A 22297-nucleotide genomic window follows, 5' to 3' on the forward strand; every position below is an offset into this window, starting at 1 on the left:
GCGGGGAGGGGTTCTGCGGCGCACGAGGTCTCAGGCCTTCTTGGCCGGAGCCTTCTTCGCGGCGCTCGTCGTGGCGCTCGACGTGCTCTTGGTGGCAGTCGTCTTCTTGGCGGCGGTCTTGGCCGGAGCCTTCTTCGCCGTGCTCTTGGCCGGAGCCTTCTTGGCGGCGCTCTTCGCGGGCGCCTTCTTGGCCGTCGACGTCGAGGAGCTCTTCTTGGCAGCCGTCTTCTTGGCCGGGGCCTTCTTGGCAGTGCTCTTGGCCGGGGCCTTCTTGGCCGGGGCCTTCTTGGCCGTCGAGGTGGAGGCCACCGAGCGCGCGGCCGTGCTGGTCTTGGCCGGGCTCGACGTGGTCTTCTTGGCCCCGCCACGGTTGGTCACCTTGGTGACGGTGGCCTGGGCGTCGGAGACGATGTCCTCGGCGCGCTTCTGCACGTCGGTCGCGGTGCCCTCGGCAGCCTTGCGGACGTCCTTGATGTTCTTGGAGGCATCCTTGCGCAGGCTCTCCACGAACTTCTCCGCACGCTTCTGCACGTCGTCGAGCTTGAGGGCACGAGCCTCGGCCACGAGCTCCTCGCCCTTGACGACGAGCTCCTCGTAGCGAGCCTTGGCAACGGTGCTGGACGCGGCGACGGCGTCGGTGGCCTGCGTGCGCAGGTCGTCGACATCGAGCTTCCTGAGGGTCTCGGTGAGGGTCTTGACCTCATCGACGAGGGTCTTGACCTGGCTGTTGATCTGATCGGTGATGCTCATGAGTTCTTCTCCTGGTTGGCTTGGGTGACCGTCGTCGCGAGCTCGGCGTTCGCCACATGGTCGGCTCCGACGAACGAGCGGTAGATGTCAAGCAGTGCCGTCTTCTGCCGCTCGGTCAGACGGGTGTCGAGAGCGATCGCATCCTCGACCATCCGGGTCCCGGTCTCGTCGATGTCGAGGATCCCGGCCCTGACGTAGAGCGACTCGGCCGAGATGCGCAGCGCCTTGGCGATCTGGCTGAGCACCTCTGCCGAGGGACGGCGCACGCCCCGCTCGATCTGGCTGAGGTAGGGATTGGAAACCTCCGAGACCTCGGCCAGCTGTCGCAAGGACATCTGCGCCTGGCGCCGCTGGTCACGCAGGTACTCACCGAGGTTGCCCACGGTCTCCTGCATGTTCAGCTTCGCCACGGATCCATGGTGCTTGCTAAAGCAAGCATCTGCAAGCAGTTGTGCATGCGAGGTGGCTCACACGGGGTGCTGGTTTCCCACGAGACCGCTCGTTTCCTGCGTTGACAACACGAAACTTCGTGTGCTTTGGGACGATTTCGAGCGGTCTCGTGGGAAACCTGCGTCACTCAGAAGGCCGGGCGGATCTCCCCCACGGGTCGACCGCCGCCGAGAACCTCCGGCCGATCGGACAGCAGCGGCGCCTCGATACCGGCGAGCTCCAACGCCCGGTGGGCCACGACGAACAGCGCACGATCACTGCCATCCTCGACCTTCACCGCGAGCGCACGACCGTCGGGCAGTCCCACCACGACGACACTCTCGGCACCGGACTTCACCAATGCCCCCGGCACGGCACGAGCCAGCGCGAGGTCCGGGCGGCGGGTGCCGCTCACCTGCTCGGGGTGATCGACCATCGCCTGGACGACTGCCTGCTCCGAGGACCCACCCGGGGCGGCCATGAGCCGCGCGACACCGGCAGCCAGCCCACCCACCGTGGAGGCCAGCAGCGGCGCACCGCAGCCGTCGACCCCGACCACCGCGGGAGCGCCGACGAGCTCGGCGAAGGTCGACGTGACCGCCTCCTGGAGCGGGTGGTCGGGACGCAGGTAGGTGGCGGTGTCCCATCCGTTGCGGACACACGTCAGGAGCATCGCGGCGTGCTTGCCCGAGCAGTCCATCCGGATCGGCGCCCGGCCCTGGCCGGCGCGCAGCACGGCGGCGTGCTCGTGGGGATCGAGCGGGTACGAGGACGGCGTCTGCAGTGCGGACTCCTGGAGCCCGGCCGCGGCCAGGATGGCCCGGACACCCTCGAGGTGGAACGGCTCGGCGCTGTGGCTCGCTGCGACCAGCGCCAACGCGCTCCCGTCCAGGCCGAGACCGCAGCGCAGCATCCCCACGGCCTGGAACGGCTTGTTGGCGGACCGCGGGAAGATCACCGTCGAGACATCGCCGATCGACCACGCGACCTCACCGTCAGGTCCGACCAGGGCCGCCACCCCACGGTGCCGGCTCTCCACGAGTCCCGAACGAGTGACCTCCGCGAGCACGTCCATGACGGCAGCGTAGAGCACGCCTGACCGTTGTGCTACGACGTGCTACGTTTGGGTCATGGAGACGATCAGCCAGCGGGAGATGCGCAACGACAGCGGTGAGGTGATCCGTCGGGTGGAACGTGGCGAGTCGTTGACGGTGACGCGGCGCGGGGTGCCGGTCGCTCGCCTGGTGCCGGCGGAGCACGACGATCTGCGCTGTGAACGTCCTGCCCGGCGGCAGATGCGGTTCTCCGACCTGCCCCGGGTCACGATTGATCAGCCGTCCACCGCGGTCCTCGACGACCTGCGTGGAGACCGATGAGTCGGTGGTACGTCCACACGTCCGCAGCACTGAAGCTGATCGTCGAGGAGGCGGAGTCGTCGGCGCTGGCCGCTGCGGTCGACACGTTCGACGGTGACCTGGCGGGGTGCTGGCTGCTTGAGACGGAGCTGCGCCGCGCAGCGCAGCGGACCGAGGGACTCGAGCAGTCGGCAGTGTCACAGTTCCTGGACGCCATCGATCTGTACGCCGTCCCGTCGTCGGTCTTTCGCGAGGCGGGCCTCTTGCCGGGCACGAGCCTGCGGTCGCTGGATGCACTGCACCTGGCCGTGGCTGTCCGGCTGGGGGTGGACGCGGTGGTGACCTACGACAATCGGATGCAGGACTGCTGCGTATCCCTCGGGCTTGCCGTGCTCGCACCCACGGCTGCCTGAGGCCAGAGGCCGGTGGCCGGTGGCCATAGGCTCAGGTGCAGCCGCCCTCACCGTCACATCCATGCCCAAGGAGCACGCCAATGGACCTGTCCGACCTGCACGTCGTGATCCCTGCCGGCGGCGCCGGGACGCGGCTGTGGCCGCTCTCGCGGGCCCGGCGCCCCAAGTTCCTGCTCGACCTCACCGGTGACGGTCGCACCCTGCTGCAGCAGACGTGGGACCGCCTCGTCGCCCTCGTACCGGCCGAGCGCGTCCACGTCGTCGCCGGGCCCGCCCACGCCGACGGCGTCACCGAGCAGCTCCCGGACCTGCGTCACCTGCACGTCGAGCCGTCCCCGCGCGACTCCATGCCGGCCATCGGGCTGGCCACCGCGGTCATCGCGCGCGAGCACCCCCAGGCCGTCGTGGCCTCCTTCGCCGCCGACCACGTCATCGACGACGAGGACGCGTTCCAACACGCCGTCGGGCAGGCCGCCGCCGCCGCTCGCACGGGCAAGGTCGTGACGATCGGGATCACACCCCGCTCCGCCGCCACCGCGTTCGGGTACGTCCAGGCCGGCGACCCCCTGCCCACCGACGGCGCACCGGATGCGCGGACCGTCCGGCGGTTCGTGGAGAAGCCCGACGCGACCACCGCCGAGGGGTACCTTCGCGACGGCGGCTTCAGCTGGAACGCCGGCATGTTCGTCACCCGTGCCGACGTCCTGATGGGACACCTCGCCCGGCTCCAGCCCACCCTCCACGACGGGCTGCAACGCATCGCCGCGGCCACCGACGACCGTCCGGCCGTGCTGGAGCAGGTCTGGCCGACGCTCACCCGCATCGCGATCGACCACGCCATCGCCGAGCCGGTCTCCCTCGAGGGCGGCATCGCCGTCGTCCCCGGGACCTTCGGCTGGGACGACGTCGGGGACTTCTCTGCCCTGCACGGCCTGCGCGGGCAGGACGACGCGATCTGGGTCGACGCCGACGGACTGGCACTCAGCACCGAGGACACCACCATCGCAGTCGTCGGCATCCCCGACGCCGTGGTCGTGCACACCGCCGATGCCCTCCTGGTCACGACGCTGGAGCGCGCCCAGGAGGTCAAGCAGGTGCCCGCCCGGCTCACCGCGGCCGGCCGCGACGACCTGGTGTAGCGGCCCACGTCACCCAGATTCGTGAGCGCCAGCACCCAAAGCTGACCTCATCGCCGAGATTGGGGGCGTGGGCTCACGAATCCGCTGGATCAGACGAGGTCGGTGAGCGGGGTGGCGCGATCCTCGGCGGTCGGGGTGTAGGCCTGACCGACCTCGCCGGTCCCGTGGGCACGGATGGTGCCGTCGGCCGCGTCGGCGTACACCGCCGAACCACGTCGCAGCGGCAACCGCTCGTCGTGCTCGTTCACCAGCTCCACCTCACCGCCGGTGCACACGATGATGCGACGGCCCTGGTCGGGCAACGGCGTCCCGGCCGGCTCGGCGGGCGAGACCTGCGTCATCGAGAGCGCGAACTCCCGCAGCCCGGGGCTGAAGACGTCGGTCGACTCCCCGAACTGCTCCGGCTCCACGCGCGCCAACCGTGACATCCCACCGGAGACGCACCGCACCAGGCCCTGAGGGTCCAGGTGCTTGCTGGTGAGACCGGCGCGCAGGACGTTGTCCGAGGAGACCATGACCTCCAGGCACATCCCCTTCAGGTGAGCGTGGATGATGCCCGTGGCGAGGTAGGCGGCCTCACCGGGCTGCAGCGTCAGACGGTTGAGCAGCAGCGAGATGACCACCCCGACGTCGCCCGCATGGTGCTCGTTGACCTCCAGCGCCGTCAGGTAGGCCCGCTTCACGTCGGTGCGGCGCTGCACGCCGTCGGCGCAGGCCGCCACGACGTCGCCGACCTCCTGCGGTGTCGGCGGGTCCGTGACGAGCTGCTCGACGAGGGCGACGATGCCGGCGAAGCCCGGCTCGGCCCGCAGCCGCTCGGCCAGCTTCTGCGTCAGCGACGTGGGCAGCGCGCCCAGCACGCGCAGGATCTCTGCTGTCGGGCGAAAGCCCACGAGCGTGTCGAACGTGGTCAGCGCCAGCACCATCTCAGGCTTGGGATGGGGGTCCTTGAAGACGCGGTGCGGTGCGTCGAGCGGGGTACCGCTGGCCTCCTCCGCGTCGAAGCCCGCCCTGGCGAGCTCGGCATCCGGGTGCACCTGCAACGACAGCGGACGGTCGGCGGCGAGGATCTTGAGCATGAACGGCAGCTCGCCGGAGACCTCCAGCAGCGAACGCGGGCCGTCCGGCCCATCCACGAGCGAGGGGGCCAGCGCGTGCGTCCCCAGCCAGACCTCGGCGACGCGCTCGCCGTCGACCGGCTGCCCGAGGAAGTCCGGGATCTCCTCGCGGGAACCCCAGTCGTAGGTGCGGCGCGGGCTCTGCAGTCGTCTCATCCGGTCCTCTCCCCTGTGGTCGGCGCCAGCCTGGGCGGCTCGTCAGCCCTTGCGGCGGGGTTTGCGGGGCTTGCTCGGCCCCGAGGGGTGCTGGCCCTTCGTGCCCTGGTCCGACGTGCCCTTCTTGCCCCCGTGGCCGCGATGCGGTGGCCCGGCGCCACTGCCTCGCGACGGAGGGCCGTCGTCGGGACGCAGGTCGATGCGACGGCCGGAGATGCGGGTGTTCTCCAGGGCGTCGAAGACCGCCTGCGGGAGGTCGGCCGGCAGCTCCACGACGGAGTGGGCGCCCGCGATGGTGATCTTGCCGAAGTCGGAGCGACGCAACCCGCCCTCGTTCGCCAGGGCCCCGACGATGGCCGACGGCCCGATCTTGTGCCGCTTGCCCACCGCGATCCGGTACGGCGCCATGCCGGGCGTGCCGCGCCGTGGCCGCTCGTCCCTGCCCTCGGGACGCGGCGGCCGCTCGCGCCGTGGCTGCGGCGGCGGGTCCGGACTCAGGAAGAACTCCTTGTCATCGGTGCTCATCACCGCGAGTGCGGCAGCCACGTCGGTCATGGCGACCTCGTGCGTGGCGGCGTAGGACTCGATGAGCGAGCGGAAGGTGTGGAACTGCGAGGAGCCCATGCTCTCGGTGATCGCCGCCGAGAAGCGTTCGGTGCGCCGCGCGTTGACCTCCTCGGCCGTGGGCACGGCCATCTGCACCACGGGTTGTCCGGACGTCTTCTCGATGGCGTGCAGCATCCGCCGCTCCCGCGGCGTCACGAACAAGATCGCCTCACCGCTGCGACCGGCCCGTCCGGTGCGCCCGATGCGATGGACGTAGGCCTCGGTGTCATGAGGGACGTCGTAGTTGACGACGTGGCTGATGCGCTCGACGTCGAGTCCGCGAGCGGCGACGTCGGTGGCCACGAGAAGGTCGAGCGAGCCCGACCTCAGCGCGCCGATGGTGCGCTCACGCTGGGCCTGCACCATGTCGCCGTTGATGGCCGCCGCGGCGAACCCCCGTGACCGCAGCGACGCCGCAAGGTCCTCGGTGGCCTGCTTGGTGCGGACGAAGACGATCATCGCCTCACCCGACTCCACCTCCAGAACCCGCGTCAGCGTGTCGAGCTTGGCGTGGTGGGGCACCGGGATCCACCGCTGCCTGACGGTGGACGTCGTGCGGGTCGCCGCCGGGGTGGAGACGTCCACGGGGTCGTGGAGGTACTTCTTGGCGAGTCTGCGGATCGGTGGGGGCATCGTGGCGGAGAAGAGCGCGACCTGCTTGTACTCCGGGGTGTCGCGCAGGATCCGCTCGACGTCCTCGGCAAAGCCCATCGCGAGCATCTCGTCGGCCTCGTCGAGCACCAGGACGTCCAGCCCGGTGAGGTCCAGGCTGCCGCGCTCCAGGTGATCGATGACCCGACCCGGGGTGCCGACGACGACGTGGGCGCCGCGCTCGAGACCGGCCAGCTGGGCGCCGTACCCCTGGCCGCCGTACACCGGCAGCACCCGGACGCCGGCGACGGCTGCGGCATAGCTGGTGAGGGCCTCGCAGACCTGCAGCGCCAGCTCGCGCGTCGGCGCGAGGACGAGAGCCTGCGTCGAGCGTCGCGAGACGTCCAGGCGCTGCAGCAGTGGCAGGGCGAAGGCAGCGGTCTTGCCGGTGCCGGTCTGGGCGAGGCCGACGACGTCGCGCCCCTGCAGGAGCACCGGGACGGCACCGGTCTGGATGGGAGTGGGCCGCTCATAGCCGAGCTTGCCGAGCATGTCGACGACAGCAGCATCGAGCCCGAGGTCGGCGAAGCCCACCTCGTCGGTGCGTTCGGTTGGCGTGTCGGTCATGGCAAGACTCCTGGTGCGCTCGGCGCCCACGAAGAATTGAGCACGCTCCATCCTCGCGCACCGGACGACGGTCCCAGCGCAGGGCCCCCGCAGCCCCCGGGGCCGGCCTGGCCCGGTGCCGGTCGACCCCGGGGAGAGGTCACGGGATCCTCCCCCAGGCGCCCGGCGCGCTGCTCGAGCACCGCAGGTCAGTAGGCGCCGCGAGCCTGGAGGACGGCCTTGGCGGTGCGGGCGATGATGTGCAGGTCGCGCAGCATCGACCAGTTCTCCACGTAGGTCAGGTCCAGGCGCACCGCATCCTCCCAGGACAGGTCGGAACGGCCGCTGACCTGCCACAGTCCGGTGATCCCCTGCTTGACCAGGAGCCGACGCCGGACGGTGTCGTCGTACAGGTCCACCTCCGAGCGCAGGGGCGGACGGGGGCCGACGACGCTCATCTCACCCTTCAGCACGTTCACGAACTGGGGGATCTCATCGATGCTGTAGCGCCGCAGGAGCCGGCCGACGCGCGTCACCCGCGGGTCGTCGACCAGCTTGAACAGCGGCCCCGCGCCGTCGTGCTCGCGCTCCAGGGCGGCACGCCGGCCGTCCGCGCCGTCGACCATCGTGCGCAGCTTCAGCATCTGGAACGGTATGCCGTGGGCACCGATGCGTTCAGAGCGGTAGAAGATCGGACCCGGCCCGGACAGCCGGACCGCGACGGCCCCGAGGATGAGGACCGGGGCACTGACCAGCAGGATGCAGAGCGCGACCGCACGGTCGAAGAACGCCTTGCGCAGTGTGCGCGCCGCGGAGTAGGTGGGCTCGGAGAGGTAGATGAGCGGCATCGCCCCGTGGGCGTCGACGTGGATGCGGGGACCTGCGACGTCGGCGATGTTGGGAGCCACGAGCAGGTCGATGTCGCGCCCCTCCAGCTCCCAGGCGAGCTCGCTCATGCCGTCGTGGCCCAGGTGCTCGGTGTCGGTGACGACGACGGTGTCGATGCCACCGAGGTCGAGTACCGAGCCCAGCTCGGTCTCCATGCCGCGCACGGGAATCGTGGCGGCCCCGACCTCGATGGACTCATCGGGACCGGCTGAACGGTCCGGGACCCACAACCCGATGACGGCGAACTCCGAGGCCGGGTCGGAGTCGAAGCGTGAGGCCATGGTGCGTGCACTGCGGACACCGCCGATGACGAGGGTGCGGGCCACGAACCTGCGCTCGGTGCGGCGTGCACGCAGCCACAGGCGCCAGACCTTGCGGCTCACCAGCAGCAGCGTGAACCCGATGCCGAAGGCGAGCAGCAGGTAGCCGCGGGAGAGATCTGCCTTGAGGAGCAGTGCCAGGATCGCGATCCAGCCGAAGACGAAGAACGTCGCCTTGCCGATCGCCTGGTACTCCGCGGCCCCGGCGCCGAGCAGCTTGTGGTCCCTGGTGCGGAAGACCGCCATCGCCGTGAGCCAGGCGAGTACGAACCCGGCACTGACGATCCAGTACTCGAGCCGACCGGGTGGAGCCGGCGTCGGCCAGGGTCCGACGCGCACGAGGTAGGCGACCACGAAGGCGACGGTGATGGCTCCGGCATCGGTGACCAGCATGCACCGCGACAGCGTGCGTTGCCACCGACGTCGGCCGCTGCCGACCTGGACCGGCCGGGCGTCGTGCCCCTGCGCCGCGACCGTGTGCACCGGTGAGAGCGTCCGCGCAGCCGTCGACGCGGTGCTCGCGTCATCTCGCAGGGCTTGGGACACTCCGGCACCTCCTGTCGGCCGCCCCGACCATCACGAGGCACAACCGTTCAGCCGCCCGGGAGGTTACGGACGGTTCAGGTCCCCGATGCGATCGGCGATCGTGCGGGTGGCGTCGTCGATGAGGTCCGCCGCCTCGCGATGCATCGGCTCACCCCCACGGTAGGGGTCCGGGATGTCGATGTCCTTGGGGGCGGAGCTCCGTCGGGTCGAGACCTCGCGCACCAGCGCCGGCAGGTCGGACCCGGGGGTCTGTCGGGCGAGCTCGGCGAACTCGCGCAGGGTGAAGGTCCGGCGCAGGGCCGACGGGTCCAGCTCCAGCACGCTGGCCCGGTGCTGACGGGTGGCGGTGAGCACGAGGTCGGCGACGGACAGGTGGTCGGAGACGATCCTGCGGGAGAGGAAGTGGTCGGGGTCCACCCCGAGCCGACGGGCCTGCTCCTTGACCGGGACGTCCATCGGGTGGTTCTCCCAGCCCAGGACACCGGCGCTGGCCACCTCGAAGCGACGCTGGTCGAGTCGCGCGGTGAGCAGCAGCTCGGCCAGCGGTGACCGGCAGATGTTCGCGGTGCAGACGAGCAGGATCGCGAAGCGTTGCCTCATCCGTCCAGCCGTGGTCGCACGTGCAGCCCGGCCTCGGGGTCCACCAGGGCCTCCTGGCTGGCGGCGACCCCGTCGACGAGCAGCACGGCGTCGACCGGGATGTTGCGCTTCACCACGGCGAGCGCCACCGGACCGAGCTCGTGGTGGCGGGCAGAGGACCCGACCTGTCCGACGGAGCGACCGTCCAGCTCGATCGCGGCACCGTGGACGGGCAGGTGCTCGGCCGAGCCGTCGAGGTGCAGCAGGACGAGACGCCGCGGCGGACGGCCGAGCGTGTGGACCCGCGCAACGGTCTCCTGGCCGCGGTAGCACCCTTTGTCCAGGTGGACGGCGCGCTCGAGCAGACCGACCTCGTTGGGGATCGAACGCTCGTCGGTGTCCTGGGTGAACCGCACGACGCCGGCGGCGATCCGCAGCGCCTCCCAGGCCCACGTACCGGCCGGTTCGCCGAGCTCGTCGGGCAGCGCGGCCAGCTGCTCACGTGGCACCAGGCGCCAGGTGAGTCCGGCGAGCCCCACCACCGCGTGAGCGGGAGTCACGAGCCGGACCTCCACGCGCATCATGAAGCGCATCGAGTCCAGGAAGGCCACGAGCGCCGCACCGGCGCCCGGTTCGGTGTGGGCCCAGAACGTCTCGCCGTCGTCGATCCCGGAGAACGCGTGCTCGATGCGTCCCTGCGGTGAGAGCAGCAGGACCTCGGTGGTGACGCCGGGCGTGAGGTCACTCAGGTGCTGCGTGGTGAGCGAGTGCAGCCAGGTGAGCCGGTCGGGGCCGGTGACGGTGACGACGTCACGGTGCGACAGGTCGACGAACCCCTCCCCTGCCTCCAGGCGACGCTGCTCGCGGGCGATGCCACCGTAGTGGGCGGCGACCCCGGCGTCGGGGGGATCGGCCTCGACAGCGCCGGGGCGCTCCAGCAGCGGGCTGCGGTACGGCTGCTCCGTCCCCGGTCCAGAGCCAGGTGCAGAAACGGTCTCAGACACGGGCGAGCTTCCCCCACAGGTGCGACTGCATGGACTGGCCCTCGGCGGCCATGTCGAAGGCGTACATGAGCGAGCCCTCGACGAGTCCGTACATCCGTTGGCCGGCGGTGTACTCCTTGGCCGTCTCGGTGCGGGCGATGATGTCGGTGGCGAGCGTGAGACGTGCTCCTTCGGCGACGCCGTACCAGACCTCGGCGTAGCCGGTCGGGTGCGCCAGCACCAGCTCCACCGCCAGGCCCTGGCCGCCGGACCCGTCGGGGTTGGACCCGTCAGGGTCGGCTCCGTCGGGGTTGGCGACCGGGCCCGCGGCGCGCAGGAACCCGGTCTCGATGGCGCCGGGACGCACGCGCTCGCCCTCGTCGTCGGTGATCCACGTCTGGCTGAAGTAGTGCAGGAAGGGTCGGCCGTCGTGCGCGATGGCGACGTCCTGCTCGTAGGTGAACGCCTCGATCGTCGGGTACTCGCCGCGCCCGCTGCCGTGCCACGTCCCCAGGAGCCAGGCCAAGGGAAGCACGTCGGAGTGCAGGTCGTCGGGGATCGTGAAGGCCATGTGCTCGATCGTATCCGCCGCCCGGTGGTGCGCTGACTGCTGTCACTAGGCTGGACGGGTGCGAGCAGTGGTGCAGCGGGTCAGTCGGGCCGAGGTCAGGGTGGACGAGCGCATCAGCGGCTCGATCGGGACCGGGCTCCTCGTGCTGCTGGGCATCACCCACGACGACACCACCGACGACGCGGACCGTCTCGCCACGAAGATCCACGGGCTGCGGATCCTGCGCGACGAACGCTCGGTGGCGGACACCGACGCGCAGGTCCTCGTCGTCAGCCAGTTCACGCTCTACGGCGACACCCGCAAGGGTCGCCGCCCGTCCTGGGGCGCCGCGGCACCGGGTCCCGTCGCCGAGCCGTTGTACGGGGCCTTCTGCACTGCTCTGGAACGGCGGGGCACGGTCGTGGCGCGCGGCGAGTTCGGGGCACAGATGGCCGTCGACCTCACGAACGATGGTCCGGTCACGCTGGTGATCGATTCCTGAACCGGGCTTTCAGGTTCCGGCCCTAGAATGCTGCGCGGGCATGGCCGCACGGCCTCCCGCACTCACCCCCAGGGAGACCGATGGCTCGAGGCGATGCGCGCACGCGGCGTCAGGTCGCGGGCAAACGACGCGTCGGTGGGCTTCCCTTCCACCGACGTCACCGCCGTGCACTGGTGACCGTCTTCTCGGTCTGTGCCCTCGTGCTGGCGGTGGTGACGGGGTACGCCTACTGGTTGAACTCCCAGCTGGGCAACGTGGAACGCGTCGACACCGACGCCATCAAGAACCGTCCGGACCCTGACGAGGGCAAGTCGCTCAACATCCTGCTGCTCGGCTCGGACGAGGGTGAGCCACAGTCCGGTCAGTCCAAGGACACCACGGTGGCCGAGGACGCGACGGCGGCCAAGTGGCCCAGCGGCAAGTACCGCAGCGACACCATGATGATCGCCCACATCTCGGCGGACCGACGCAGCGTGCACCTGGTCTCCATCCCCCGCGACACCTACACCACGATCCATGACGAGCAGGGCGACGCGACGAACGAGCAGAAGATCAATGCCGCCTTCTCCGCCTACGGGCCCAACGGCGCCATCGCCACGGTGGAGCAGCTGACCGGGCTGCGCATGGCACACGTGGCGATCATCGACTGGGACGGGTTCAGGGACCTCTCCTCGGCGGTGGGCGGCGTCCCGGTCACCATTCCTCGTGCCTTCTACGACCCGCAGCAGAAGATCCAGTGGGACGCCGGCGACCAGGAGCTGCAGGGCCAGGAGGCTCTCGACTACGTGCGCACCCGCTACGGCCTGGAGGGTGGCGACTTCGACCGGATCGCCCGCCAGCAGAACTTCCTGCGGTCGCTCATGCAGAAGATGCTCGACCGGGGCACCACGAGCAACCCGGTCAAGCTCACCCGGACCCTCTCGGCCGTCACCAAGAACCTCACCGTGGACGACGACTGGGACCCCCGGGACATGCGGGCGCTCGCCCTGTCGCTGCGGGACACGACGGCCGATGACGTCTCCTTCCTGACCGCACCGGTGGCCACCACCGAGGACGTCCCCGGCATCGGCAACGTCGTCCGGCTCGACGAGGCCAAGGCCGAGGAGCTCTTCACCGCGCTGCGCGACGACGACGTCGGGGCCTACCTGCGGAAGTATCCCGATGAGGAGCTGGCCGCCGAGGACGAGATCAGCTGACCGGGCTGGTGTGGCTCGGCACACCGGTCATCGGCAGGCGCTGGCGGCCCTGACGTCGTTGGCGGCCGGCTCGATGCCAGGTGTCGTGGTGAGCACCGCCCGGCCTGGTTGTCCGGTGGAGGAGAGCATCGTCGCGGTGAGTGCCACCGAGTCGCCGGGCTCGAGGGTGACGGGGACGATCGCGACCTGCCGGCCGTCGAGGTCACCGCCGACGACGAGCTGCGGATCGCCGTCGAGCGCAAGTGACTCGATCCGGCCCCCCTCCGGCGCGATGACGCGGACGTTGAGGCGCTGGTGCCCGCGTTCGACGTCGGGGTTGATGCCGGTGATCGGGAGGGGCAGGTCCCCCTGCGGCGCGGTCGAGCGCAGGTGGGTCTGCAGCGTGAGCTCCTGCTGGTCCTCGTCGAGACAGCGGACCGAGCGCAGCTGATGGGTGGTCTGCAGGTAGTACTGCATCTTCCCGCCGGCCGCGTCGTTGAGGAAGAGACCCACCCTGGGGGCGTCCTCCCCACCGGGCGGGATCCCCGCGACACCGGTGGTGCTGATCCGCTCCTGCTCCTCCTCGTGTGCCGACCACAGCAGCACCCGGTTCTCCGTGGAGGCGCGGACCAGGCCCTCCAGCACGGTCTGCACGTGCCCCTCACCGGCCACGAAGGCGTCGAAGATCCGCCGCGCTGCGTCGACGAAGACGTCGTCCTGCGCCGCCAGGTCGTCGGCGTGGCGACGGTAGGTGCCGTTCAGCAGCTCCTCGACGACGTTGTCGGCGGTCAGCTCGAGCCCGGTGTCGAGCGTGACCGGGCCGAGTCCCTCCAGCAGGTGGGCCAGCGTCCCCGGGTCCACGGAGACGACGCCGTCGAAGGACGTGTCGAGGGCGTCGTCGGTGAGCGCCTTGGCGATCTCGGCTGCACGGGGGAAGTCGGGGCTGAAGGTCGTGTTGCGCAGGTCCCGCACCAAGGTGTCAGGGAAGACCGACCGCTCGCCGTCGGTCATCTCCACGGCGGGATCCTCCACCTGTCTCACGTCGAGCGCCGAGCCCTGGCGCCCCATCGACATCCGGCCCTTGTTGACGTTGACGACGGCGAAGGATCCGGGGATCCCGCCCAGGGACCGGACCTCGGCATTGTTCTGGATGAGCAGCAGGTAGCGGCGCTTGCCCTCCCCCCCGAGCATCGTGGGCAGCAGGTCACCCGCAGCCTGCGCCGCGGACGCGGCCAGGCGGGCCGAGGCCATCGAGCGTTGCACGTCCCTGATCGGGACGCGGAGGCGGCCAAAGAGCGCATCCGGCTCGATCGCGGCGATCTCGACACCGGCCTGCTCGAGCACCTCGCGGGTGCGCACCACGACGGGAAGCGTGCGCTCCACCGCCGCCAGGTCGATCCGGCCGTCCTGGGGACTGAACGTGTCGAGCTGGATCTCGTCGGCAACCTCTACCACGGCGGGCAGGGCCTGCACGACCACTCGGTCCAGCTCCCGCGAGACGGTGCGGATGGCGTCCACGTCGTCCCCGACGACCGGAAGTCGCGCCAGCACCGCCCATCCGAGGCCGTCGGTCCTGCGGCGTGCGGTGTCGGTGTCGTCGCTCAGCTGGTCCAAGGTCGCCTCGGCGCCGTCGACGTCACCGTGGGCCACCTGGGTGGTGAGGACCGATGCTGCGTGTCCGGCGCGATCCAGAGCGACCGCAGCACGTCCGAGCTGCCACAGGAAGAGCACGGCCAGCAGGACGAGCAGTGTGCCTGCAACCAGCAACCACCAGCGGCGTCGCCACTCGCGGGCGGTGAGGTCAGGTCTCATGGCACCGCCGTGCTGGCGTCGCCCCTGTCCAGCACGACGCGGCAGGAGCCGTCACTCAGGACCGGCGTCGCACGAGGACCGTCCCGCCGGCGACGGCGAGGGCGGCACCAAGCAGCAGCAGCCAGAGCGCGACACCACCGGTGCGCGGCAGGATCCCGGCGAGAGCCGAACCGCCCGTGCCACCGACGCCCTCGCCCGCACCACTGGCACCCGCCGGCAGGATCTGGACCGAGGCGCTGCGGGTGACGTCGTCGCAGGAAGCCGAGACCAGCATGCTCTGTGCCTCGCTCACCGTGGGAGCGCGGAAGGTGGTCACGAGCTTGCGGACGCCCGACTCGGAGCGGGTCTCACCACGGAAGGTCACCGAGAGGTCAGCAGGGCGGTCGGAGGTCACGGTGACGGTGAAGTCATCTCCGCCCTGGACGGACTGGGGGCTGATGGAGAGGTCGCAGACGGCGTCCGGGTACGGGTCCTCGCTCGCGTGCGCGGCAACGGAGGGCAGCGCGGCGATGAGGGCCGCGACCATCCCGACGAGGACACCGAGGGTGATCTTGTTCATCTGCGACCTCCTGAGCCGGATGCGTCATCGATGCCGGCGACCATCGACGCGACGGCCGCGGCTGACACCTGTGCAACGAGACGTGCGATCACTGGTTACGGGAGCAGGCTCCCGGGTTTCATGCAGTACGCGTGGGGCCCCACCACGGCTGTGGTGGGGCCCCACGCGTACTGGGTGGTCGATCAGACCGTGACGGCGACCTTGTCCAGGTCCACCACGACCTCGGCGACGACGCCCTGGGCCGCGGTCACCGAGTGGTCGACCGCCTCCGAGCGTGGCGCGAGGGTGCGCAGCGTCCACTCGCCGGGACCGGCGAAGAAGCGGAACTGCCCGGTGGCCGAGGTCGGGACCTCTGCGGTGAACTCACCGTTGCGGTCCAGCAGACGCACGTAGGCGCTGCCCACGGGCTCCTCGCCGCGGGTCACGACACCCTGGATGACGGCCTGGTTGGCGACGTCGACACCCTCCAGGCTCGGGCCGCCCTTGATCGCTCCGCACATGTCAGGCCTCCCCACGCTCGTCGCCGAGGGCCACGGGGACACCGCGCAGCGAGCCGTACTCGCTCCACGAGCCGTCGTAGTTCTTGACGTTGTCGTAGCCGAGGATCTCCTTGAGCACGAACCACGTGTGCGAGCTGCGCTCGCCGATGCGGCAGTAGGCGATGGTGTCCTTGCCCTCGTCAAGACCGACGTCGGCGTACAGGGCCTTGAGCTCGTCGTCGCTGCGGAACGTGCCGTCGTCGTTGGCGGCCTTGCTCCACGGGACGTTGCCGGCGGTGGGGATGTGGCCCGCGATCTGCGCAGCCTCCTGCGGGAGGTGGGCCGGCGCGAGCAGTCGACCCGCGTACTCATCAGGGCTGCGCACGTCGATGAGGTTCTTGACGCCAATGGACTCGACGACCTCGTCGCGGAAGGCGCGGATCTCGTCGTTGGGCTCCTTGGCCGTGTAGGTGGTGGCCTCACGGCTGGGCACCTCGGCGGTCAGCTCCCGGCTGTCCAGCTCCCACTTCTTGCGGCCGCCGTCGAGCAGACGCAGGTCGTCGTGGCCGTAGTAGGCCAGGTACCAGTAGGCGTAGGCGGCGAACCAGTTGTTGTTGCCACCGTAGAAGACGACGGTGTGGTCGTTGCCGATGCCCTTGGAGCCCAGGAGCGCCTCGAGCTTCTCCTTGCTGACGAAGTCGTGGCGGACGCCGTCCTGCAGGTCCTTCTTCCAGTCCAGCTTGACGGCACCGGGGATGTGACCCTTGTCGTAGGCCTCGGCGTCCTCATCGACCTCGACGAGGACTACCTGGGGATCGTTCAGGTGCTCCTCGACCCAGTCAGCTGTGACGAGCGCGTTCTCGCGGCTCATGGATTACCTCCGTTGGTGCCCGATGGGCGTTGTTGGGATTTCGGTCGGTCAGGTGCCAGCCGGCGCGAGCCGACGGGCGATCAGGTACATCTCGCAGCCGAGGCAGAGGCCGACGGTTGCGTTGAGCAGGGCTGCGACGAGGGCCAGGGCCGTCGCCGCGAGGAAGAGGGCGGGAACACCGGTGGCGATCCCGACCAGGGCGACGAGCACGAAGGCCAGCCCGACCTGCTGCGCGAAGCGCGGCGGACGGGAGTCCTCCAGCTCAGCAGGCTCACCCAGCCGCGGCCCGACGAGCCGCGCGAAGACGAGCGAGTAGGGCGACAGTCGCAGGTCGACGAACGCCGCGACGGCGAAGACCAGCGCCTGCAGGCCCAGAAGACCAGCCGCCACCGGAACGGGCACCAGGAGTGCGGCAGCGAGCACGAGCGACGTTGCGGCTGCGTTGAGACGCAGGGCACGCGGATCGACGCGTTCGGGCTGGGACATGCGAACTCCTGACGGACCGTGCCACCGGGTGGTGGCTCCTGAGGCGGGCTGGACTCAGGCGTCGCGACACAGGGCGGAGCGCGTGCGGCAGTTGTCGACCGCCCGGCGCCGCGTGAGGAGTGTCGTCGTCAGCATGGCGCCACCCTACGGCGCCCGCCGAGCTTGACGACATCGATGTCTCATTTTGTGAGATAGCGTCTTGAATAAAGAGACTGCAGGCTGACGTCACTGTCCGTCCCGGGACACCAGCCGGCTCCCGACGGCATCACGGACGCCGGTACCGGCACGAGCCCGTCAGCGAGCGGTCAAGCCCTCCAGGACCGTCTCCACCTGCTCACGCCGAGGCAGTCCCGACGCCCTGCCCACGACCACGCCGTCGGCGTCCAGCACCAGGACGGTGGGGGTACGGCGGACGTCGAGCCGGCGCACCAGGTCCAGGTGGGACTCCGCGTCGACCTCGACGTGCGCGACCTCAGGATGATCGGCGACGACGTCGGTGAGCAGCGTGCGGGTGGCGCGGCACGGGCTGCAGAACGCGCTGGAGAACTGCACCAGCGTCACCCGGTCCCCCAGGTCCGCACCGATGTCCGCCGGGGTGAGGAGCTCGCGGTCCACCGGGCCCTCGGCTCCGGTCGCGCCGTCACCCGCCACCGACGCGGCCGTGGGGGTCTTGGTGAACCTGCCGTTGTGCCTCGTCCACGCCAGCGCGAGCAGCACCGTCGCGACGAGCGCGACCAGCAGGACGAGAAGACCGGACACACCACCAGATTACGCTGCTCGCCCACGACCCCGAGCCGGCGACGGCGGGCTCACAGGAACGGCAGGCCGACCAGCTGCCCACAGACGTGGATGATCGGCGCCGGCAGCGCCACCGCGAGCGCACCGGGGAATCCCCAGCCCTGGGACGCGTGGGTCCGCCCCTGCGACCACGCGCGGCCGAGCACCTGACCCAGCACCGCGAAGATCGCCGCCGCCATGCCGACCACGACGCCGAAGAGCACGGTCGTGATGCCGTCGAAGACCACCGTCGCCCCTGCCGCAGCGGCCCCACCGGCAGCCAGGGACAACGACGCGCAGACGATCCGGTCCAGCGGCAGCGACCACACCAGCAGCGCGGCGGCCACGCCGACCGCGCCCACGATCACCACCTCGGCACCGGCCGCGGCCCGGGACGCGGAGATCCACGACGCCGCCAGGGCGGCGAACACACCGAGCGTGACCGCGTGGCCCGTGGTGATCACGAGCCGAGGCCGACCGTCGCGGCGCAGCATCTGGGCGACCAACGAGACCAGGACCGCCACGGCCACGGCCGGGACGATGCCGGCGATGATGCCGTTGCTCACCAGCCCTTCACGACCCGCACGTAGCCCCTCCGAGCCGACCAGCAGCCCGGGCCACGTCGTCAGGACCACGGCCACGAGCCCTGCCAGCAGCGCGGGCCAGAACCGCGGTCCACCCTGCGCCCTGCCGCGCTCGTCCGGAGGACTCGGTGCGGCCGCGATGAGCCCCTGCACCACGACGACGGCCGCGGCAACCAGTACGACCTGCTCGGTGAGCGAGGCGAGGACGAGCAACCCCAACAACGCCATGGAGCACAACGAGGCCCGAGTGCGTGACATGAGCGAAATCATGACAGGTGTCACGGCCGGGTCAGCCACCGGCGAACGGCGGAAGCAGCTCCACGACATCGCCGTCGCCCAGCACGACGTCTCCATACGGGCGCGCCCCCACCGGGACCTCGCCGACGAGGACCGAGCAGATCGCCACGACGTCTGCGAAACGACGGTCTCCCGGCCGCCTGGACACCGCCTCGTCGAGCACCGCCGCCAGGGTCGTCGACCCGCCTGGCGGCAGCTCCACGACGTCCTGCTCCACGCCCGCGGCGGCACGTGCCGCCGCCCAGTAGCGCACTGTGACGTTCTTCGCCTTCTCGACACCTGCCGGAGACATGTCTGACACGTGCCGTATTCTGGTACACGAGTCGAGGCCACGGTGACAGCACCGGGCCTCATCACCGTAGGAGCTGGAGACTTGTGTCCCACCTGTTGCTGCTGAGCAGGAGCAACCAGTCGTCGGTCGAGGTGCTGCCCGCGCTCGCACTTCTTCCGCACACCGTCAAGATCCTCCCCGCGGAGGCGAGCGCACTCATCGACGCACCCCAGGCCGACGCCGTCATCGTCGACGGACGCCACGACCTCGCCCAGGTGCGCAGCCTGACCCGGGTCATCCGCACCACCGGCATCGACTGCCCCCTCATCTTGGTGCTCACCGAGGGCGGGCTCGCCGTCGCCGCCTCCGACTGGGGCATGGACGACGTCATCCTCACCACGGCCGGCCCCGCCGAGCTGGAGGCCCGGCTGCGACTGAGCGTCGGACGGCTCGCCGCCGGCGTCGCCGGAACCGACGACTCACACGTCATCTCCTCCAGCGGTCTGGTCATCGACGAGACCACCTACACCGCCCGGCTGGAGGACCGCAGCCTCGACCTCACGTTCAAGGAGTTCGAGCTGGTCAAGTTCCTCGCCCAGCACCCAGGCCGGGTCTTCACCCGCCAGCAGCTGCTGCAGGAGGTCTGGGGCTACGACTACTTCGGCGGCACCCGCACCGTCGACGTCCACGTGCGACGCCTGCGAGCCAAGCTCGGCAGCGACCACGAGACGCTGATCGGCACGGTGCGCAACGTCGGCTACCGGTTCGTGGCCACCAAGGACGACCGCTCGGGAGAGGACGGCTCGGGTGAGGACTCACGCGCCCCCGAGCAGTCGGCCCCCGGGCCCGGCGCCCGCGCCTGAGACCAGTCCGCCACCCCGGGTGGCCGACCCCGTGGGACGACTGGTAGATCAGGGAGTGCAGCCTCGTCCGCACCCCGACGCCAGGAGAGACCCGTGACGACCTCGACCGGAGACGATCGCCCGAACATCGTGGTCATCCAGGCCGACCAGCTGGCCGCCCAGGCCCTGGGGGCCTACGGGAACTCCACCGTGCAGTCCCCGCACATGGACGCCCTGGCCGACGAAGGCGTCGTGTTCGACCGGGCCTACTGCAACTCCCCGCTGTGCGCCCCGTCGCGAGCGTCGATGATGACCGGTGAGCTCCCGTCCACGATCGGCGGGTACGACAACGCCGCCGACTTCGGCGCGTCGGTGCCGACGTTCGCCCACCAGCTGCGCACGGCCGGCTACTACACCTCGCTGATCGGTCGCATGCACTTCATCGGACCCGACCAGCTGCACGGCTTCGAGGAACGCCTCACCACCGACGTCTACCCCGCCGACCTCGACATGGTGCCCGACTGGGACCTGCCCGATCACGAACGGCTGCAGTGGTACCACGAGGCGGACAGCGTGTTCACCGCCGGCGTGAGCACCGCGACGGTGCAGCGCGACTTCGACGACGACGTCATCTTCCGCACGCTGCGCTTCCTCAACGACCGGGTCAGGGCGCGCGACGACCAGCCCTTCCTGCTCGTGACCTCCTTCATCCACCCGCACGACCCGTACGAGCCGCCCATGGAGCACTGGCGCCGCTACGACGACATCGAGATCGACACGCCGCGGGTCCCCACGATGGACCCCGACGACCTCGACCCGCACAGCCGCCGACTACTCACGCTGTGCGGCCTCGACGAGAGGACCCCGACGGCGCAGGAGGTGCAGCACGCCCGTCGCGCCTACTACGCCTGCGTCAGCTACGTCGACGACCAGGTCGGCCGGATCGTCGAGCGTCTGGAGGAGCTCGGCCTGCGCGAGAACACCGTCATCATCGTCACCGCCGACCACGGCGACATGCTGGGCGAGCGCGGCCTCTGGTACAAGATGTCACCGTTGGAGCAGTCCGCCCGCGTGCCGCTCATCGTCAACGCCCCGGGACGCTTCGCCCCTCGACGGGTCGACAACACGGTCTCCCTGGTCGACCTCGCCCCCACGCTCGTCGAGCTCGCCGAGGGACAGCCACGTCCCGGCGCGGGGTCCAGCCTGCTCACCCTGGTCTCCGGCGGTGACAACGGGCCCGACGAGGCCGTCATCGAGTACCTGGCAGAAGGGGTCACCGCCCCACAGATCACCCTCGTGCGCGGACGGCACAAGCTGATCGTCTGTCCCACCGACCCCGACCTGCTGTTCGACGTGGTCGCCGACCCCGACGAGCTGGTGAACCTCGTCGACGACCCGTCCTGCAGCGACGTGCTCGCCGAGCTGCGGGCCGAGATCGACCGGCGCTACGACTTCGCGGCGCTCGAGGCCCAGGTGCGTGAGAGCCAGCAGCGTCGCCTCTACGTCCAGCAGGCGCTCGCCCGGGGCGCGGCGACGTCCTGGGAGCACGTGCCGGTAGACCCGACGAGGTACGTGCGCGGTGACTTCTGGACGGCGCTCAACACCGGCCGGATCATGCCCGTCCACGAACCCGACTGACCGGTCGACGGCCGGTCCGTGTGACGGGGGCCGGTCCGTGTGACGGGTCAGTCCCGCGCGACACGGAAGCCCGTGTGCCCCAGCGAGGTGTCCGGGGTGTTGCCGGTGCGCGCCGACACCCGGTAGCGCCGGCAGTAGGAGTCGTGGCACAGGTACGAGCCGCCGCGCAACACCAACCGTGGGTCGCCGGCAGCGAAGCGGCCGCTCGTCCACTCCCACACGTTGCCGGTGGTGTTGCGCAGACCGAGCCCGTTCGGCTCGAAGGCGTCCACCGGCACGGTGCCGACAGGTTCACTCGGCCGGTGCGGGAACGTCCCCGCGAACGTCTTCATGCGGGCGATGCCACCGGGTTCGCGCTCAGCCCCCCACGGGTAGGGCTGCTGCACGAGGCCGCCGCGCGCCGCGAGCTCCCACTCCGGCTCGGTAGGCAGCCGGCCACCGAGCCACGCCGCGCAGGCTGCGGCGTCACGGTGGGACACGTGCACGACGGGATGGTCCTCACGACCGTCGACGGTGCTGCCCGGTCCCTCGGGGGCCCGCCAGCTCGCGCCCGGCACCTGGCGCCACCACGGCGCTGCCGCGACGGCCCGCGTGGGCGGGGCGTCGGGACGCAGCAGTCCGACGAACACGAGCGAGTCGCCGTACCGCTCGGCGTCCGTGACGTGATCGGTCGCCTCCACGAACCGGGCGAACTGCTCGTTGGTGACCGTCGTGGCGGCGATCGAGTACGCGGCCACCTCGACCTCTCGCACCGGCCCCTCGCCGTCCTCGGGGTAGGCGAGCGGGTCCTCGCTGCCCATCAGGAACGATCCGCCCGCGACGTCGATGAAGTCCCGGACATCTCCTCGGGCAGCGAAGTTGCCAGGAGCGGGCGGACGGCACGCCTGGCCGCCGTCGTCGCGGCGTGGCGAGCAGCAGTGGTCGCTCATCGTCTCGCCGTCCTGCACACCGGACCACGGTAGACCGTGCCGACCA

At 70.5% G+C, this 22297-nt stretch carries 25 protein-coding genes; 7 read left to right on the forward strand and 18 right to left on the reverse strand.

Going from position 1 to position 22297, the window contains the following annotated elements; genetic code table 11:
• Positions 1–30: 30 nt before the first annotated feature.
• From ACEVFP_RS16810 to ACEVFP_RS16820, 3 genes are all read right to left on the reverse strand, one after another.
• Positions 31–750, reverse strand: coding sequence for a hypothetical protein (locus tag ACEVFP_RS16810; RefSeq protein ID WP_375000595.1), 720 nt, complete (start codon positions 748–750; stop codon positions 31–33).
• Complete coding sequence (locus ACEVFP_RS16815; RefSeq protein WP_375000596.1) at positions 747–1160, reverse strand: helix-turn-helix domain-containing protein; 414 nt, start codon at positions 1158–1160, stop codon at positions 747–749. Before ACEVFP_RS16815 ends, ACEVFP_RS16810 begins: the two co-directional genes overlap by 4 nt.
• A 167-nt stretch (positions 1161–1327) precedes the next feature.
• The gene (locus ACEVFP_RS16820) at positions 1328–2254 is read right to left on the reverse strand and encodes an asparaginase (protein ID WP_375000597.1); all 927 of its coding nucleotides are present in this window, start codon (positions 2252–2254) and stop codon (positions 1328–1330) included.
• Positions 2255–2309: 55 nt separating this feature from the next.
• Here ACEVFP_RS16820 and ACEVFP_RS16825 point away from each other — a divergent pair, with 55 nt between their 5' ends.
• The 3 genes from ACEVFP_RS16825 (at position 2310) to ACEVFP_RS16835 (ending at position 4086) form a co-directional block, all read left to right on the forward strand.
• On the forward strand, positions 2310–2555 hold the full coding sequence (locus ACEVFP_RS16825; protein ID WP_375000598.1) for a type II toxin-antitoxin system Phd/YefM family antitoxin: 246 nt from the start codon (positions 2310–2312) through the stop codon (positions 2553–2555).
• The gene (locus ACEVFP_RS16830; protein WP_375000599.1) at positions 2552–2947 is read left to right on the forward strand and encodes a type II toxin-antitoxin system VapC family toxin; all 396 of its coding nucleotides are present in this window, start codon (positions 2552–2554) and stop codon (positions 2945–2947) included. The genes ACEVFP_RS16825 and ACEVFP_RS16830 overlap by 4 nt, the downstream gene beginning before the upstream one ends.
• An 80-nt stretch (positions 2948–3027) precedes the next feature.
• Positions 3028–4086 (forward strand): mannose-1-phosphate guanylyltransferase, encoded by a 1059-nt coding sequence (locus tag ACEVFP_RS16835; RefSeq protein ID WP_375000600.1) that lies wholly within the window; start codon positions 3028–3030, stop codon positions 4084–4086.
• A gap of 89 nt (positions 4087–4175) precedes the next feature.
• Here the strand turns inward: ACEVFP_RS16835 and manA are convergent, their stop codons facing one another.
• The 6 genes from manA to ACEVFP_RS16865 all read right to left on the reverse strand — a co-directional run bounded on the left by manA (position 4176) and on the right by ACEVFP_RS16865 (position 11050).
• Positions 4176–5360 carry a mannose-6-phosphate isomerase, class I gene (gene manA / locus ACEVFP_RS16840; protein WP_375000601.1) on the reverse strand — a complete coding sequence of 395 codons (1185 nt, stop codon included), beginning with the start codon at positions 5358–5360 and terminating at the stop codon, positions 4176–4178.
• 42 nt (positions 5361–5402) lie between these two features.
• On the reverse strand, positions 5403–7184 hold the full coding sequence (locus ACEVFP_RS16845; protein WP_375000602.1) for a DEAD/DEAH box helicase: 1782 nt from the start codon (positions 7182–7184) through the stop codon (positions 5403–5405).
• A gap of 188 nt (positions 7185–7372) precedes the next feature.
• Positions 7373–8917, reverse strand: a complete 1545-nt coding sequence (locus ACEVFP_RS16850; protein ID WP_375000603.1) for a sugar transferase — start codon at positions 8915–8917, stop codon at positions 7373–7375.
• 63 nt (positions 8918–8980) lie between these two features.
• The gene (locus ACEVFP_RS16855; protein ID WP_375000604.1) at positions 8981–9517 is read right to left on the reverse strand and encodes a hypothetical protein; all 537 of its coding nucleotides are present in this window, start codon (positions 9515–9517) and stop codon (positions 8981–8983) included.
• On the reverse strand, positions 9514–10500 hold the full coding sequence (locus tag ACEVFP_RS16860; protein ID WP_375000605.1) for a YgfZ/GcvT domain-containing protein: 987 nt from the start codon (positions 10498–10500) through the stop codon (positions 9514–9516). The genes ACEVFP_RS16855 and ACEVFP_RS16860 overlap by 4 nt, the downstream gene beginning before the upstream one ends.
• On the reverse strand, positions 10493–11050 hold the full coding sequence (locus ACEVFP_RS16865; RefSeq protein WP_375000606.1) for an FABP family protein: 558 nt from the start codon (positions 11048–11050) through the stop codon (positions 10493–10495). Before ACEVFP_RS16865 ends, ACEVFP_RS16860 begins: the two co-directional genes overlap by 8 nt.
• A gap of 58 nt (positions 11051–11108) precedes the next feature.
• On the opposite strand from ACEVFP_RS16865, the gene dtd reads away from it, so the two are divergent.
• Positions 11109–11531, forward strand: coding sequence for a D-aminoacyl-tRNA deacylase (gene dtd, locus ACEVFP_RS16870; protein WP_375000607.1), 423 nt, complete (start codon positions 11109–11111; stop codon positions 11529–11531).
• An 80-nt stretch (positions 11532–11611) separates the two neighbouring features.
• Complete coding sequence (locus ACEVFP_RS16875) at positions 11612–12727, forward strand: LCP family protein (RefSeq protein WP_375000608.1); 1116 nt, start codon at positions 11612–11614, stop codon at positions 12725–12727.
• A 27-nt stretch (positions 12728–12754) separates the two neighbouring features.
• Here ACEVFP_RS16875 and ACEVFP_RS16880 read toward each other — a convergent pair whose 3' ends face one another.
• From ACEVFP_RS16880 to ACEVFP_RS16915, 8 genes are all read right to left on the reverse strand, one after another.
• Complete coding sequence (locus ACEVFP_RS16880; RefSeq protein WP_375000609.1) at positions 12755–14518, reverse strand: DUF4012 domain-containing protein; 1764 nt, start codon at positions 14516–14518, stop codon at positions 12755–12757.
• Positions 14519–14573: 55 nt separating this feature from the next.
• Positions 14574–15077 carry an LPXTG cell wall anchor domain-containing protein gene (locus ACEVFP_RS16885; protein ID WP_375000610.1) on the reverse strand — a complete coding sequence of 168 codons (504 nt, stop codon included), beginning with the start codon at positions 15075–15077 and terminating at the stop codon, positions 14574–14576.
• Between the two features lie 182 nt (positions 15078–15259).
• Entirely contained in the window at positions 15260–15577 is a 318-nt protein-coding gene (locus tag ACEVFP_RS16890; RefSeq protein ID WP_375000611.1) for a DUF1416 domain-containing protein, read from the reverse strand.
• A 1-nt stretch (position 15578) separates the two neighbouring features.
• Complete coding sequence (locus ACEVFP_RS16895) at positions 15579–16427, reverse strand: sulfurtransferase (RefSeq protein WP_375000612.1); 849 nt, start codon at positions 16425–16427, stop codon at positions 15579–15581.
• 48 nt (positions 16428–16475) lie between these two features.
• Positions 16476–16913, reverse strand: coding sequence for a DUF4395 domain-containing protein (locus ACEVFP_RS16900; RefSeq protein WP_375000613.1), 438 nt, complete (start codon positions 16911–16913; stop codon positions 16476–16478).
• Positions 16914–17207: 294 nt separating this feature from the next.
• Positions 17208–17672, reverse strand: coding sequence for a TlpA family protein disulfide reductase (locus tag ACEVFP_RS16905; RefSeq protein WP_375000614.1), 465 nt, complete (start codon positions 17670–17672; stop codon positions 17208–17210).
• A gap of 50 nt (positions 17673–17722) precedes the next feature.
• Complete coding sequence (locus tag ACEVFP_RS16910; RefSeq protein ID WP_375000615.1) at positions 17723–18532, reverse strand: hypothetical protein; 810 nt, start codon at positions 18530–18532, stop codon at positions 17723–17725.
• Positions 18533–18563: 31 nt separating this feature from the next.
• Complete coding sequence (locus ACEVFP_RS16915) at positions 18564–18863, reverse strand: MoaD/ThiS family protein (protein ID WP_375003862.1); 300 nt, start codon at positions 18861–18863, stop codon at positions 18564–18566.
• Positions 18864–18946: 83 nt separating this feature from the next.
• Between ACEVFP_RS16915 and ACEVFP_RS16920 the strand changes: the two genes are divergently transcribed.
• Entirely contained in the window at positions 18947–19705 is a 759-nt protein-coding gene (locus tag ACEVFP_RS16920; protein ID WP_375000616.1) for a winged-helix domain-containing protein, read from the forward strand.
• A 93-nt stretch (positions 19706–19798) separates the two neighbouring features.
• A complete protein-coding gene (gene betC / locus ACEVFP_RS16925) occupies positions 19799–21322 on the forward strand; it encodes a choline-sulfatase (protein WP_375000617.1) in 1524 nt (507 codons plus the stop codon).
• Between the two features lie 47 nt (positions 21323–21369).
• Here betC and ACEVFP_RS16930 read toward each other — a convergent pair whose 3' ends face one another.
• Entirely contained in the window at positions 21370–22269 is a 900-nt protein-coding gene (locus tag ACEVFP_RS16930; RefSeq protein WP_375000618.1) for a formylglycine-generating enzyme family protein, read from the reverse strand.
• Positions 22270–22297: the final 28 nt, after the last annotated feature.

Source organism: Aeromicrobium sp. CTD01-1L150 (genome assembly GCF_041951745.1).
GTDB lineage: Bacteria > Actinomycetota > Actinomycetes > Propionibacteriales > Nocardioidaceae > Aeromicrobium.

Excerpts from the sequence above, each read along its gene's own strand:
- manA (WP_375000601.1), bottom strand. The coding sequence starts at position 5,360 with ATGAGACGACTGCAGAGCCCGCGCCGCACCTACGACTGGGGTTCCCGC.
- ACEVFP_RS16875 (WP_375000608.1), top strand. The coding sequence starts at position 11,612 with ATGGCTCGAGGCGATGCGCGCACGCGGCGTCAGGTCGCGGGCAAACGA.
- ACEVFP_RS16845 (WP_375000602.1), bottom strand. The coding sequence starts at position 7,184 with ATGACCGACACGCCAACCGAACGCACCGACGAGGTGGGCTTCGCCGAC.
- ACEVFP_RS16835 (WP_375000600.1), top strand. The coding sequence starts at position 3,028 with ATGGACCTGTCCGACCTGCACGTCGTGATCCCTGCCGGCGGCGCCGGG.
- ACEVFP_RS16915 (WP_375003862.1), bottom strand. The coding sequence starts at position 18,863 with ATGTCTCCGGCAGGTGTCGAGAAGGCGAAGAACGTCACAGTGCGCTAC.
- ACEVFP_RS16890 (WP_375000611.1), bottom strand. The coding sequence starts at position 15,577 with ATGTGCGGAGCGATCAAGGGCGGCCCGAGCCTGGAGGGTGTCGACGTC.
- ACEVFP_RS16855 (WP_375000604.1), bottom strand. The coding sequence starts at position 9,517 with ATGAGGCAACGCTTCGCGATCCTGCTCGTCTGCACCGCGAACATCTGC.
- ACEVFP_RS16825 (WP_375000598.1), top strand. The coding sequence starts at position 2,310 with ATGGAGACGATCAGCCAGCGGGAGATGCGCAACGACAGCGGTGAGGTG.
- ACEVFP_RS16900 (WP_375000613.1), bottom strand. The coding sequence starts at position 16,913 with ATGTCCCAGCCCGAACGCGTCGATCCGCGTGCCCTGCGTCTCAACGCA.
- ACEVFP_RS16810 (WP_375000595.1), bottom strand. The coding sequence starts at position 750 with ATGAGCATCACCGATCAGATCAACAGCCAGGTCAAGACCCTCGTCGAT.
- ACEVFP_RS16910 (WP_375000615.1), bottom strand. The coding sequence starts at position 18,532 with ATGTCACGCACTCGGGCCTCGTTGTGCTCCATGGCGTTGTTGGGGTTG.
- ACEVFP_RS16885 (WP_375000610.1), bottom strand. The coding sequence starts at position 15,077 with ATGAACAAGATCACCCTCGGTGTCCTCGTCGGGATGGTCGCGGCCCTC.
- ACEVFP_RS16895 (WP_375000612.1), bottom strand. The coding sequence starts at position 16,427 with ATGAGCCGCGAGAACGCGCTCGTCACAGCTGACTGGGTCGAGGAGCAC.
- ACEVFP_RS16865 (WP_375000606.1), bottom strand. The coding sequence starts at position 11,050 with ATGGCCTTCACGATCCCCGACGACCTGCACTCCGACGTGCTTCCCTTG.
- ACEVFP_RS16830 (WP_375000599.1), top strand. The coding sequence starts at position 2,552 with ATGAGTCGGTGGTACGTCCACACGTCCGCAGCACTGAAGCTGATCGTC.
- ACEVFP_RS16820 (WP_375000597.1), bottom strand. The coding sequence starts at position 2,254 with ATGGACGTGCTCGCGGAGGTCACTCGTTCGGGACTCGTGGAGAGCCGG.
- ACEVFP_RS16880 (WP_375000609.1), bottom strand. The coding sequence starts at position 14,518 with ATGAGACCTGACCTCACCGCCCGCGAGTGGCGACGCCGCTGGTGGTTG.